14 protein-coding genes are annotated in these 13,634 nt (G+C 61.8%); 3 read left to right on the forward strand and 11 right to left on the reverse strand.

What is annotated here, in order from left to right; translation table 11 throughout:
- Positions 1-182 precede the first annotated feature (182 nt).
- Both ACFX4T_RS25215 and ACFX4T_RS25220 read left to right on the forward strand, forming a co-directional pair.
- Positions 183-2,606 (forward strand): molybdopterin oxidoreductase family protein, encoded by a 2,424-nt coding sequence (locus tag ACFX4T_RS25215; protein ID WP_377655121.1) that lies wholly within the window; start codon positions 183-185, stop codon positions 2,604-2,606.
- A complete protein-coding gene (locus tag ACFX4T_RS25220) occupies positions 2,603-3,064 on the forward strand; it encodes a hypothetical protein (protein WP_377655124.1) in 462 nt (153 codons plus the stop codon). Before ACFX4T_RS25215 ends, ACFX4T_RS25220 begins: the two co-directional genes overlap by 4 nt.
- A gap of 17 nt (positions 3,065-3,081) precedes the next feature.
- Here the strand turns inward: ACFX4T_RS25220 and ACFX4T_RS25225 are convergent, their stop codons facing one another.
- The 4 genes from ACFX4T_RS25225 to ACFX4T_RS25240 form a co-directional block, all read right to left on the reverse strand.
- Complete coding sequence (locus tag ACFX4T_RS25225) at positions 3,082-4,347, reverse strand: hypothetical protein (RefSeq protein ID WP_377655126.1); 1,266 nt, start codon at positions 4,345-4,347, stop codon at positions 3,082-3,084.
- A 186-nt stretch (positions 4,348-4,533) separates the two neighbouring features.
- A complete protein-coding gene (locus tag ACFX4T_RS25230) occupies positions 4,534-4,794 on the reverse strand; it encodes a GlsB/YeaQ/YmgE family stress response membrane protein (protein ID WP_216927603.1) in 261 nt (86 codons plus the stop codon).
- A gap of 136 nt (positions 4,795-4,930) precedes the next feature.
- Complete coding sequence (locus tag ACFX4T_RS25235) at positions 4,931-5,224, reverse strand: hypothetical protein (protein WP_223947291.1); 294 nt, start codon at positions 5,222-5,224, stop codon at positions 4,931-4,933.
- 165 nt (positions 5,225-5,389) lie between these two features.
- Complete coding sequence (locus ACFX4T_RS25240; RefSeq protein ID WP_377655128.1) at positions 5,390-6,460, reverse strand: FUSC family protein; 1,071 nt, start codon at positions 6,458-6,460, stop codon at positions 5,390-5,392.
- Here ACFX4T_RS25240 and ACFX4T_RS25245 point away from each other — a divergent pair.
- Complete coding sequence (locus tag ACFX4T_RS25245) at positions 6,435-6,569, forward strand: hypothetical protein (RefSeq protein WP_377655140.1); 135 nt, start codon at positions 6,435-6,437, stop codon at positions 6,567-6,569. The genes ACFX4T_RS25240 and ACFX4T_RS25245 overlap by 26 nt on opposite strands.
- A 52-nt stretch (positions 6,570-6,621) precedes the next feature.
- Here the strand turns inward: ACFX4T_RS25245 and ACFX4T_RS25250 are convergent, their stop codons facing one another.
- The 7 genes from ACFX4T_RS25250 to lipA all read right to left on the reverse strand — a co-directional run.
- A complete protein-coding gene (locus ACFX4T_RS25250; protein ID WP_377655130.1) occupies positions 6,622-7,899 on the reverse strand; it encodes a hypothetical protein in 1,278 nt (425 codons plus the stop codon).
- Entirely contained in the window at positions 7,896-8,402 is a 507-nt protein-coding gene (locus tag ACFX4T_RS25255) for a hypothetical protein (RefSeq protein ID WP_377655132.1), read from the reverse strand. Before ACFX4T_RS25255 ends, ACFX4T_RS25250 begins: the two co-directional genes overlap by 4 nt.
- Before the next feature lies 1 nt (position 8,403).
- Positions 8,404-9,255, reverse strand: a complete 852-nt coding sequence (locus ACFX4T_RS25260; protein WP_377655134.1) for a hypothetical protein — start codon at positions 9,253-9,255, stop codon at positions 8,404-8,406.
- Positions 9,256-9,344: 89 nt separating this feature from the next.
- The gene (locus tag ACFX4T_RS25265; protein WP_216927579.1) at positions 9,345-9,797 is read right to left on the reverse strand and encodes a hypothetical protein; all 453 of its coding nucleotides are present in this window, start codon (positions 9,795-9,797) and stop codon (positions 9,345-9,347) included.
- A gap of 514 nt (positions 9,798-10,311) precedes the next feature.
- Positions 10,312-11,715, reverse strand: coding sequence for a serine/threonine-protein kinase (locus tag ACFX4T_RS25270; protein WP_308169470.1), 1,404 nt, complete (start codon positions 11,713-11,715; stop codon positions 10,312-10,314).
- 186 nt (positions 11,716-11,901) lie between these two features.
- A complete protein-coding gene (locus ACFX4T_RS25275; RefSeq protein WP_377655136.1) occupies positions 11,902-12,690 on the reverse strand; it encodes a methylenetetrahydrofolate reductase in 789 nt (262 codons plus the stop codon).
- 20 nt (positions 12,691-12,710) lie between these two features.
- Positions 12,711-13,634: lipoyl synthase (gene lipA / locus ACFX4T_RS25280; protein WP_377655138.1), on the reverse strand; the 924-nt coding region annotated here is incomplete at its 5' end.

Raw genomic sequence — 13,634 nt, forward strand, 5'->3', positions numbered from 1 at the left:
GACAAGAAACACTGTGCCGGGCCCGGATCAAGAACCACTCCTGCAATCCATCAACACTCGCTCAGGAAAAGATCAAGAATTCTTGGTTCACTCCGACCCGCCTGAAGCCGTGCTCTGGACTGATAATAAGCAAGCTGATAATCCTGTAGCGAAAGGCCAACGCTAAACACAGAGGTGGGATCATGGTGGATCGCATTACCGATATATGGGGCGCGAGGACGCCGTTCGAGCGTGAAGCTGAGTGGCCCTCCCGCGTGGACTACGCCCTCCAGGAAGGCCTAACGGAGCGCGACGTCGACCACTGGGTCCAGTCCGCCTGCGTGCTGTGCAGCAATGGCTGCGGCTGCGACATTGCCGTTAAAGACGGGGTTATGGTGGGCATTCGAGGCCGTGCGGAAGACCGCATCAACAAGGGACGACTCGGGCCGAAAGGACTTTTCGCAAGCTGGCAGGGCGTATCGAACAAGGACCGCCTCACCCAGCCATTGATCCGCGAAGGCGGCCGATTGGTTGCCACTGATTGGGACACGGCCATGAAACGGATCGTGGAACGCAGCAAGCAACTGTTGAAGGAGAAGGGTCCCCTCAGCCATGGCTTCTACACCAGCGGGCAACTGTTCCTTGAGGAGTACTACGCCCTGGGCGTGATTGGGAAAGCCGGTATCGGGACACCCCATATGGACGGAAATACGCGCCTGTGCACTGCGACCGCGGCATCCGCGCTCAAGGAAACCTTTGGGGCAGACGGCCAGCCCGGCGCGTATGAGGACATCGACAACTGCGATGCCATCTTCCTTTACGGTCACAACATGCCAGAAACCCAGACCGTTCTCTGGGCCCGCATCCTGGATCGACTTTCAGGACCCACCCCGCCAAAACTCGTGTGCGTCGACCCGAGAAATACCGAGGCCGCGCGTTTTGCCGACGTGCATCTGGCGGTCCGGCCAGGAACCAATCTCGCGCTTATGCACGCACTGATCCGGGAGGTCCTGCAGAACGGCTGGGAGGACCCTGCCTACATTCAAGACCACACGCTCGGTTACGACGAGCTTAAATCCACTGTGGAGGAATGGACGCCCGAGGCTGCTGCCGAGGTATGCGGCGTCAGCGCCCACGACATCAGGAAGGCTGCCCGCATCTTCGGCACGTCGGATCGGGTACTTTCCACCGTTTTGCAGGGGTTCTACCAATCGTCACAGGCCACAGCGTCCTCCTGCCAGGTCAATAATCTCCACCTGCTGCGCGGCATGCTCGGCAGGCCTGGAGCCGGCCTACTACAGATGAACGGGCAGCCGACGGCACAAAACAACCGCGAATGCGGGGCCGACGGCGACCTCCCGGGCTTCCGTAATTGGCACAACCCGAGACACGTTGAAGAACTGGCCTCCCTGTGGAACGTGGATCCTGCGATCATCCCCCACTGGGCACCGCCGACCCATGCCATGCAAATCTTCCGCTACGCCGAGCAAGGATCCATCAACTTCCTCTGGGTCTCGGCTACGAACCCTGCGGTCTCCCTGCCCGAGCTGCCCCGGATACGGGAGATTCTGGCCAAGCCTGAACTGTTCCTGGTGGTGCAGGATCTGTATCTCACCGAGACAGCGAGCATGGCCGACGTCGTCCTCCCCGCCGCTGCGTGGGGCGAAAAGACAGGAACATTCACCAACGCTTCCCGCGTCGTCCATATCTCCGACAAAGCCGTAGACCCACCTGGTGATGCCCACAGCGACCTGGATATTTTCCTGGACTACTCCAACCGAATGGGCTTCACCACCCTGGACGGCACGCCCTTGTTGACGTGGGAGGGCCCGGAAGATGCCTTCGAAGCTTGGAAAGATTGCTCGCGCGGACGCCCTTGCGACTACACCGGACTGAGTTACTCGAAACTCCGTGGTGGCAGCGGGATCCCGTGGCCCTGCAATGAGGAAAACCCGGATGGCACCACGCGTCTCTATACGGACGGGGTATTTCCCAGCGATCCTGACTATTGCGAAAACTATGGTCACGACCTCCTGACAGGGGCCGAAGTGGAGCCTGAGTCCTACAGGGCCAAGATGCCCAAGGGCCGCGCCTGGCTCAAAACAACCAAGTACCATCCACCGCACGAAGAACCGGACGACGACTACCCGCTCCGGTACACAACGGGTCGGACGGCGTATCACTTCCACACACGGACCAAGACGGGGCGTTCCCGGACACTGAACTCGGCGGCCCCACGGATGTGGGTGGAGCTCTCCGTGGAAGACGCTTCAGCGTTGGGGATCACGGAAGGCGACATCGTCCGCGTGTCGTCCCGGCGCGGCCTCATTGAAGCCCCGGCTCGAGTCAGCGGCGTCCGGCCCGGCACAGTTTTCGCGCCATTCCACTACGGATACTGGGACTCGACCATGCCATCCGGCCCGTCTGATTCTCCCAAGGATTCGCAGAAGACCGCAGCAAACGAACTCACCATCACCGAGTGGGACCCGGTGTCAAAGCAACCCCTTTTCAAGAATGCCGCGGTGAAAGTGGAGAAAATCCGCGACGGCGACGGACCGGCTCCGGCGCCCAACACCACCGCTTCACGGCAGGCAGGAGCTTCACGGCAGGCAGGACAACAACAATGAACCTCAACATCTACCTGGGTTTACTGCATCAGGGTGAAGCCACCCTGGCTGAGTCGTTCCGGCAGGTTTCAGAGGGGCATGGCTCGGAACCCGACATACATTTCCTCTGCCAGACATTGGCCAAGCAGTGCGATAGGCACGAGGAAGTCCTCCTGCCAATAGCGGAGCGGTATGGCAAGGACACATCCGAGCACGAACCCGAGCGGCTCCACGCCCAGGGCCTGTCAGAAACCCGGAGCGGTCCTGTCGGCCTCCTTCGCGACCTGCAGGACCTGTACCTGCTGGCGAGCTTGGTCGATGTCACGTGGACTGTGGTGAATCAAGCTGGTTCCGCACTTCGCGACGCAGAGCTGCTCGCCGTCGTCAAGCAGTGCCACAAAGAGACGGAGGTCCAGCTCAGCTGGCTGCAAACCCGAATGAAGCAGGCGGCACCGCAAGCGCTTCTGGTAGCCGACTAAGTCACCGGCTGACAAAGTCAGTGCGGCAGAAGCCCCAGGATCGGGAGGGTTACCGCCGTCGAAATGGCCATGGACGCGGTGTTGCCGATGACCGGATGGAAGCCATCCGGTAGCCGGGCCGATATGGCCCTGGCGATGGGAGGAGCCAGCACCGCTCCCAACAATGCGCCGCCGATGATGCTCCACCACGAGCCGTCGTACGCGAGCACGGCGGCCGGCGCCACTGAGACGAGTGACGCGTAGGTGGCCGCCCACCCACCATTGCTGAACTGGCCGTTTCTGAACCAACTCCGCCAAAGAACCACACCGATGGCCGACGTGAGTGCCTGCGCGAAGAGGATGTGCGGAACCAAGCCGGAACCGTACGCGGGCAGCGCAGGATTCAGCACGAAAGCCACTGCGACGCCAAGGATCAAGCCCGCACTGGCGAGCTCGTTGGCGAAAAATTGGGTCTCAGTGAAGTCCGAAAGAACCCGTCGCGACGCCCACACTGCGTCCTTAAGAACACGGTTAAGGCCCGACGGCGGCTGGATGGGTTGCGGCTGCGGGTTCAGAGCCGGCTGCGGAGCCGGCTTACGCAGGACAAGCCAAGGCAATTTCCGGGCAATGAGGAAAGCCACTACTGATCCCAAGGACATCGCAAGGACGTTCGCCACCACGGGCGGTAGTCCCAGCGGCGCGGTGACCGTTGGAATGAGCACCAGCGCACAGGGCGTGATGGTGAATGCGCCGAGGACAGCTCCGGTCAGGCAGGTCGGCCAACCGGGTCCATACATCAGGACCATTGCCGGGGCCACGCAAACGAAAGGCACGAACGTGGGCTGCCATCCGGCGTCGAGCATCCGGCCGAAAACTACGTTGGACAACAGCAGGCTAAGCGACGCCGAGGCCAGCACCCACGGCCACAGCCCGGTGCCATACGTCAGCTGGCCAGCCCAGTTCTTGCCCCGCCGGCCAGCCCACCACGCCAACAGAGCGCCGGCAAGCAACCCGCCTGCTGCCAGCTCTGATTTATAGAACAGGGGCTCCGTCATATCGCCAAGGAACCATCGGACCGCTGCGAAAGGGGAGTTGGTGACCGAAGCAGCCCAGCCTTCAAACGCAGGGCCGAGCCGCGGCGATTGCTGCCCGAGCGTGTGGAGGACAAGTGCGAGCGCTCCCGCGAGGATGACTGAAGCCAACGCGCCCAACGCTGTCCCGAGCGCGCCGAGCTCAGTTGCCGTCTTCTTTGGGGCAGGATCCGGCCGACGGCGGGGAGGGCCGTCGACAGCTGAGGTGAGCATCGTTGATAACCCTTAGCGTGCGATGTGGTGTAACTCGAAAGCAGCGTATCCGAGCTTTCCAAGGCGGCCCCACTCGTGTTGCTGCGGAGGATTTGTGACCGGCGACGACCAGATCCTGGGAGGCACGTAGCACCAACGAAAGAGGCCCCAACGCTTTCGCGTCAGGGCCTCCCGGAGCTCGTTGAATCAAGCCTTCCTGCGTGTGACCAATCCCCAGATGACCAGTACGATCAGCGCACCTCCAATTGCGAGCAACCAAGTGGAGATCGACCAGAATTCGTTGATGCCAACCTTGAAGATGGCGCTACCGATCCAGCCACCCAGCACGGCGCCAACGATTCCCAGCAGGAGCGTCGCGATCCAGCCGCCCCCCTGCCTGCCCGGCATGATGGCCTTGGCAATGGCTCCTGCAATCAAACCCAAAATGATCCAACCAATGATTCCCATTTGTTTCCCTTTTCTCGTACGTAGGCCTGCGTCCAGCACCAATACTTGGTGCCGCCGTCGGCCTGATTGCTAGCTGCCCGCTTGCGCGGCGAACTATCCCGACAACGGGGCGGGCAGACGGTTTGGGGCTTCCCTGTTACTGAAGGAGGGCTTCGATCTCTCCAGCCGGCAGTCCAGCTACTTCCGCAAGAGCCCGGGGATCGACACCGGCGTCGACGGCCTTCTTGAAGGCCAGGGCCAGTGTGTTCTGGGAGATGGCCAGCTCATGCTGAAGGCTTTGGCGGCGAAGCGCAGCGACCCAGACGCCGCTGACTGGATCCAAGGCGTCGATGTCCATCCTGAAACCGCAGCTGCAAGCCCACTCCGGCCAGATTGGTTCCACGGTGATCCACTGCATGGAGTCGTAGCCGGGTCCTGCGGAGATAGCCATGTGTGAACCGCAGTGGACCGGGCCGCTTGGAAGTACCCGTTCCGCGGTAACGGTATTCCCAGCCCTTGGTGTGGAGCTTGGTTCACGCAATGCGACTGTCATCGTCTTCTCCCACACATTCCCTAGTAACTATCTTGGCTATCTAGTTATATGTGTACTTACGATTTAAGTCCAGCCGGCCGGGACAGTTACACGCACGCGCCGCCAGAGAGCTGGGGTTACCACCACCGCAACGCCGACGGCGGCACCGATCACCGTTTCGATGATGCGGTCCCGCAACAGGAGGCCTGGATCAACCGGGGCTGCCAGCAATGTAGCTATCAGGGCAAGCGGAGTCACGAAGATCTGCGCCACAAGGTACTGCCGGGCGATGAACATCTCAGCACCGAACTGGCAAGCTGCGATCACCAGGACCATGGCCCACGGTGCAGGATTGAGCCAGAGGATGCGCGCAAGCAGCACCAGTCCGATCACTGTTCCGGCGATTCTTTGGATGCCACGGCTCACGCGGTGGCGGGTCGGATGGCCCACCAATGGAACCACTGCCGCAACCATGGCCCAGTAAGTGTGACCGAAGCCGAGCCGCTCCCCCACCAAAGTCGCGATGGTCCCCGCAAGGCCGGCAGCAATCAGGTATCCACCGCCCTCCAACCAGATCGCCCGACGTTCCAGGGTGGTGTGGCGGATCCGGGGCGGCCGTTTCCATGGGGTCCTGTGAGTCTTGAGCACCCTTGACGACATACCAATCAGGAGACAGAAGATCGTAGTCCCTACCGCAACGAGCATTGCCTCCCCGAGCGGCGGCTGCGCTTGGATGGATGCGATCGCAGCGAAGGCGAAGATGTGAAAGAGGGAGCCGCCGGGCCTCAGCCTCCAGGCGGCGACCACCACCGAGCACCCGCCGGCCACGAGAGTGGTAGCAGCCGTCAAGAGCCACGAATACGCGGCACCTTCGATTCCAATAGCTTGCGCTACACGAGCCATGAGCGTGGCCAGCAAAATGATCAGCAGCATGAAACCGCCAGCACGCAACTGGCTTCGGAAGCGGACGCTGTGCGGTTCGTTGCGGCCATAGATGCCCGTAAACGCACCGAACGAGGCAAATACGGCCAGGTCCAGCCGCCCCAAAAGCGTCAGTGTAATCAACGGAACAAAGACACCTACAGCGCAACGGAGAGCCGGGTGATGGTCCTTGTTTCCAGGACCCATCGTGAACATTTCCGCTACAGCCTTCAAGGGACGGTTCGCCTTTCGTCGCAGGATCAAAACGTACGACGGCGGCACTGGCGTCCGCTTCAAGGCTACGCTCCGGGCGCTGTACTACTCGGGGTTTGCGTACAGATAGTGCCCCTTATCACGAGGAATAAGGGGCACTATCGGTTGCTCACGACTTGTTGCTAGAAGCGGGAGGTTGTACCTTGCACCGTGGTGGTTGAGAGCGGGTTGCTCGCAATATCCGTAAGGCCGGATGCCGGCGTGTAGCTGGGGATGGGCGTGGGTGACGTGGAAACCGTGTTGCCGCCAGCGGTTCCGCTACCCAAGATGATGGTCAGTGTTCGCGCCGTCGGATTCCAGCTCAGGCTGGAGGCGTTATTGCCATTGCCGCTAAAGCTGAGCGCGGAGCCCGTGTAGTTGCCGCCCAGTGCAACACTGCCTACCCTGAGGGTTGGGCAACCAGCCCCTGTAACTGTCAACGTGTTGGTAGAGCTTATGTTGACTACCACGTTGTCCGAGTTGTTGCCGGCTTGGGTTTGCACGTTGGTGGTGTTGTTGGCCCAGGCGCTGCAGATCGTGGTCGGGTTGATGGGTTCCGAGAACGTTATCGTCACTGAATCTCCCTTCTCCACCTTGCCGAGGGTGCCGCCCGAAACGTTGTTCAGCTGGACCCCCGTCACCGTTGGCGAACTCACGTCCTTGGTGGAAGTAGCCGTTCCCGCGGGACCGGTGTTACCGGCGGCGTCGGTTGCCTGTGCCGAATACGTGATCGTCCCTGGGCTGAAGGCGCTGAGGTTCAACGGGGCGGCAGTCCAGCTGCCGGAACTGTTGGCGCTGATTGTCTGGGTCACGGGCAGGGCTCCCGTTCCCGTTACGGTCAGAGTGACCGAAGACAAAGCCTCTGCCGTACCGCTGACCGGAACAGCGCTCACGTTTCCGCTGTAGACATATGGTGGCGCCGTCACCGACGGGGCGAGGGGTGCAGTGGCGTCCACAATGGCAGCTACGCTCCGTGTGCTTTCAGCCCCCTGCCACTGGGAAAGTTTCGGGGTTACCGTGTAGTACCAGTTCCCGGTGCCGGCTCCGCTGTCCACGCAGTTCAGCCCTACCACAGTTCCTGCACAGGTTCCGGTCGCCGCTACCGCAGTGCCCCCGGTCGCTACGGGGTACCGGGCGATGCTGTAGCCGGTCACGGACCTGCCTGCCGCCGTCGTGCTTGCTGCCCAAGTGACTGTCACGCTACTTCCGGAAACGGCGACCGTGGGTTTGGCGCCCTGGGCGACGGCGTCGGCCTTGGCCGCGCCGAAGCCGCTGTTGACGGAACTCCAGAAAGCCGTGGCAGCGGGGCCTCCCCAGGAGACGAGGAGGATGCCGAGCACGATCACGAGGGCGCGGTTCCAAGCACCCATCGTCACCCGCGTCGGGGACGATGACGGAGCGGACTGGCGAAGCTGGGTCACTTCCGTACCTCCAGCGTGACGGGGAAGTTGAATTGGGCGCCTTGGCAGGCAGATAGTGAGGCCGTGCTCATGCTGGCTGCGTCCGGCAGCGTCAGCAGGATGGACGTATTTGCCTGAATAGTCACCGGCTGGGCCAAGGGTGCCGGAGGTGGTGTAAAGGTCACCCCGGTGGTGGTGCAGCCAGGATGCGCGGCATCCGCAGTAACAGCGCCATTGGCCGCTATTCCGTAGATGGTCACCGGATGCGGATTGGGATTGGTTGCACGGAGGATGACGTCCGCAGTTCCGCCTGGAACCAGGCTGGTCTGCAGGGTGTCTCCTGCAATAAGCGCCTCCACAGTCACTGTTTGCATCGTCCCGTTGATCGCTGCACCGCTGCCGATTCCGGTGGTAGCCCAATAGGCGTAGGCAGTACCTGCGCCTCCCAGGATGCAGAGGGCAATTGTGGCGGCAGCGGTGCGGGCGATCCGTCCGTTGCGGGGGTTCAGACTGAGCTTGTTCATGTCAGTTCGCCTGTCCCGTCCCGGAGTAGGTGAGTTGGAGGGTCGCGCCTTTGCAACCGTCTTGGAGTTGCAACGTGTCCAGCATCCTCACTTGGGGCCATTTGCCTTGGGGCACTCCAAGCGACGTCAGCGAGCTGGGCCCGGTAGGAGCAGTGAACGGGTACGTTCCCGTGTATTGGGTGATTTGGTAGTCAGCGCTGCTGCAAGGAAGGTTGGCCGCCACCGCTGCCGGAGTGCGCACAACCTGCGCAATTGCGACCGTCAAATTGGTGACTGCGATGCTCTTGTTCTCGGGGTTGGAAATCTGCAGTTCCACTGCCTGGGACACCCCAGGCGCCAGCAATCCACTCAGTGATCCCGTGACTCCGAAGGTCCGCTTGACTTCCTGAACCTGCAACTGCCCCGGCGCCGCGTTCGACTGGACGGCGCCACTGGCCCCCTTCACCGTGAAGTCGGACTTGCCGACCGTCGTCGTGGTGGACGTCGCGACCGTTAAAGTCACCTGCGCGGTGGTGCCGGATCCCAGAACCACCGACGACGGCGACCACGCGGCTGTCGCTCCAGCCGGAAGGCCCGTAACGGTGAACGTCACTGGTCCGGTGAACCCACCGGTGGAGGTTGCTGACACCGCAAAGGTGGTTGACTGCCCCTGATCCAGGCTTCGGCTCGAGGGAGACAACGTCACCGCAATTCCCTTGGCTGCCTTGCCCGCATTGACCGACGTCGCGCTTTGCCCACCGCTTGCAGCGAGAGTGGCCGCCGGTACCAGGGCCACAACGAGCGCAAGCAAAAGCGCCCAGAGTGGTACTCCATCTCGACGGAAAGGCGTGGTGCGCTCTGGCCGGTGGTACATGGAAGCTCTTTTCGGACGGAAGCGTTCAGGCGGGAGGAATGCGGAAGCCGGGGACCACCACTCGCAAGGTGGTCCCCGGCATGTACGCGCTACTGGCTGGAGACGTTGACCGTGACAGTCGCGGACTTGCAGGCGTCCTGGTTGTCAGTGCTGTCGTTGAACTTCAGGACCCCGCTGCCGACCGAGATTCCCGTGGCAGAGGCGGCGACGGTCGAGTTGCTGGTCACGGCGGTGACATCGAACCATGCCGGGAGGCATTCGGGAACGCTGGTGGTGACATTTGCGGTCAGGGCTCCGACTACCGTGCTGGACGTCGTCAAGTTGTCCGCCGTGTAGGCCACGTTGGTTTGGTTGCCCGGCGTCAGGCCGGCATTGAAGGTGGCGTGCAGTGCGACAGTTCCGCCACCGGCTGAGTTGGCGGCTGAACCGCTGCCTGAACCCGTGGTGGTCCAGTAGGCGTAGGCGGCTCCGCCACCTACGGCTACCAATGCCACGCCTGCGACGGTGGCGGTGATCCGGCTCTTCTTGGAAAGCTTGCGCATGGTATGACTCCTTGGTTGATCTGTTTTCCGGGGAGCCGCATCGCAACCCCCAGCACCCACCCCTTTTCCGGCGGATGAAGCGATGTCCCCAATAGTTCAGCCAGCAGTGCCACCGTGACTACTCTTGGGTGTACGCCTCTTTTCCGCCCGACCAAGGGGTCAGGAATACGCTGAACCGGCTGGCAAGTACTCAGTTTTCGCGTTTGGGGCTACTTGGTTCGACTTTGCGTTATCGGGCTGCAGGAGGGGCTTTTGTGCCGATCTGATAGCGCGCTTTGCTACACCAACGCTGGCCTTCTGCGTTGATGAGCATGCTGGCAGCGGTTGGATCCGGAGTACTCAGTTTTTTGAAGGCCCGATACCTGACCCCGGGAGGTCTCTGCGGGCCAGAGATCCGGAGAATTCAGGGGCCACTGAGCCAACATTGTGCCAATCTTGAGCAAAAACTGCGCTGGTGTTCGATTCATGAGGGTCCAGCAAAGGTGCATCACTGCAGAATGCCCTGCCCGGATTTTCAGTTCCCGCGCTTGCCCTTGCCGTCCCTCTGGCTCTTTTCGTCGGATTGGCCGCCCCCTGGCCCTCCACCCACAGATGTACCGTCCCCTGGCTCAACGACCTCGGGTGATTCGGTTTCCTGGGCAACCTCAGTTGGGCTGGTCTGTTGGCTCTCTCCTGACGACGGAGCGTCTCCCGGCCCGCTGCCTGAGCCCGATGGAGGCAACAGAACGGTTTGCACTGGCCCTGGAATGAGGACAGTTTCCACCGGCCCAGGGGTGGTAATCGTAATCACCGGCGTCGGGGTGCCAACCGGGGAAGGAAGGTTGGAGTCCTGGGTTACCGGGGATGGCGATGTAACGTCTGCCGGCAAGGGCTCCTGACCAGACAACGCCACCGCCAGGGGGACGGCCAGCGCTGCCGCAAGAAGCACCATCAACAGGGCCCCGAGCCTGCCCCTTCCCCCACTTCTATGAAGCCTAGGGGAAACTGCAGTTGCTGCACCGACGGCGGGCGCCCGGGCAGGCAGAGGGGGCAAAAGCGCGGTAGCTGCCGGGTGCGCGTAAGCCTCTTGCCAAGGGCGACCCAGGAATTCTTCGATCTCCCCAGCGGTCGGCCTGTTGTCTGGTTCAAGATCCGTCATGGACTTCAGCAACTCGGCTATGGGGTGATGAATCTGCTCAGGGATGACCGGCGCACGGTGAAGCCGGGCCGCAGCGGACTCGATTGGCGTCCCCGGATACTCTGTCCTGCCAGTGAGGCACTCCAAGAGCACCAGGCCGAGGGAGTAGATATCGCTGGCAGGAGCCAAGGGACGGCCGAGGGCCTGTTCCGGGCTGAGGTACTGGGCGGTTCCCACCGTCATTCCGGTGGCCGTCAGGCGGCTACCTTCCAATATTCTTGCCACGCCAAAATCGGCCAGTTTCACTATGCGTTCGGGGCCTGGAGTTTCCGAAACCAGGATGTTGGCGGGTTTTATATCCCGGTGAATCACTCCGCCTCCGTGAACTTGCACGAGGGCACCTGCAAGGGCGTGGCCTATGTGCGTTGTTTCCGCGAGGCTGAGCGGGCCTGCAGCAAGCACCGAACGCAGGTTATTTCCGGAAACCAGTTCCATGACCAGGTAGGCCTGCGGCGGGCCGGAAGTTCCGGCGTCCACACCGGCGTCGTAAATATGCACCAGACCGGGGTGATCAAATCCTGCCAGCAACCGCATCTCGGCCTGCTGACGCTCCTCGAAGCCATCATCGCCTGAGCCCGGGGAAAAGATTTTCAGGGCAACTTCACGCTGAAGAATTTCATCACGCGCCTTGCAGACCGTGGACATTGCCCCGTGTCCGAGTAGCTCCATAATCCGGTAGCGGCCGTTGAGAATGTCCCCGCCGCCTGCTGGATCAACGAAAGCTTCCCCGCTTGCCCTCACGGCCCTACACCTCTTGCGTCTAAGCGCGCTGCGCCGATTTACCCCCCCATTGATCCTGCGCTGCGATGCAGTTGCTAAGTAACCTTCCTACGGCAAACGTACAGCGTCTGCGGCACCTTGCCAACCATGGAGTTTGCTACTACTTTTCCCGAAAAAATTGGGGAAATTCCGCACCTTAAGCTCCGGTTACCGGAGCCCTTCGACGGCGGGTTGCGGCGTTGGAAGTGCGTCCAAGGAATTGAAGCTGTAGAGCTGAATTCCCTCTATCCCGAGTCGGGCAGAGAGCTCCTGGATGAGCGTGTCCGGCGTGTACCGTTCCCCGATCAGAAGCCTCCGGGCAAGCGGGCCCTTGCGGCTGAGGAATTTCAAGGAGGACCCCACTCCGATCTTGGTGGCAAGCGAGACCAGCTTTACCTTAGGCACGGCGCCTGCCACACCTGCCCAGACTGGAAGGAGCACACCCTCACGGCGGAGCATAGCCACGTAGTCATGGATCTTGTCCGCCGAGAAACATATCTGCGTGACGATCTTGCTGGCTCCGTGTTCTTGCTTCTCAAGCAAAGCATCAACCAGGTGCAGGCGGGTGATATCCGGATGCCCTTCGGGGTACCCAGCTACTCCAACGCTCATGGCACCGGACGTTATCTGGGCAATGTCGCGCAGCAATTCCCCACCGGAGGAATACGAGCCCGAGGGCTGCCCGTCGCCACCGATGGCGAAGACTTCCGTGATGCCCGACGCCGAGCAGTCACCCAGTATGGCGGATAGTTCGGCGCGGCTTTCAACAGCCTTCGCTGCAAGGTGGGGAACCACGGTATAGCCGAGCTCTCTTAGCTGGACGGCGGCCCGCAGTGTGGCACCGACACCATGCTTGGGAAGGCAGGTAATGCTGATCGCGGTAGATGTCGGCAATGCCTGGCTGACAACGTTCACGATTCCCTCGGACGGGATGATCTCAACGCGGAGGGGAAGCATGAGGTGTCCTTTGCTGTGGCTTAGGCGTGGGCGGCGAGGATGGTGGAGGCTTCCTGGCGGGTGGTGCCGGAGGACTCGATGTGGGCCAGGGCGGCGGGGATTTCCCAGCCTTTCTTGCGCATCGCGGTGGCCCACAAGCGCCCGGCCCGGTACGAGGAACGGACCAGGGGCCCGGACATGACACCGAGGAACCCGATTTCCTCGGCCTCGTGCTGCAGGTCCACGAATTCCTGGGGCTTGACCCACCGGTCCACGGGCAGGTGCCGTTCGGAAGGGCGCAGGTACTGGGTGATCGTGATCAAATCACATCCGGCGGCGTGCAGGTCCCGCAGGGCTTCGGAGATTTCCTCGCGGGTTTCGCCCATGCCCAGGATCAGGTTGGACTTGGTCACCATGCCCAAGTCCCGGCCCTGGGTGATGACATCCAGGGATCGTTCGTACCGGAACGCCGGGCGGATCCGCTTGAAGATCCTGGGCACGGTCTCGACGTTGTGCGCGAACACCTCGGGCTTGGAATCGCAGCTCGCGGCGATGTGTTCGGGTTTGCCGGAGAAGTCCGGGATCAACAGCTCCACCCCGGTGCCCGGGTTCAGTTCGTGGATCTTGCGGACCGTTTCGGCATACAGCCAGACACCTTCATCGGCCAGGTCGTCACGGGCCACCCCGGTGACGGTGGCGTAGCGCAGCTGCATGGCCTGCACGGACCGGGCCACCTTGGTGGGTTCGAACATGTCCACCGGGGAGGGTTTGCCGGTATCGATCTGGCAGAAATCACATCGCCGGGTGCATTCGGACCCGCCGATCAGGAACGTCGCTTCCTTGTCTTCCCAGCACTCGAAAATGTTCGGGCAGCCGGCCTCTTCACACACCGTGTGCAGGCCTTCCTTCTTCACCAGGTTCTTCAACCCGACGAACTCCGGCCCCATCTGGACCTTGGCCTTGAT

The organism is Paenarthrobacter sp. YIM B13468, assembly GCF_042788025.1.
Lineage (GTDB): Bacteria > Actinomycetota > Actinomycetes > Actinomycetales > Micrococcaceae > Arthrobacter > Arthrobacter aromaticivorans.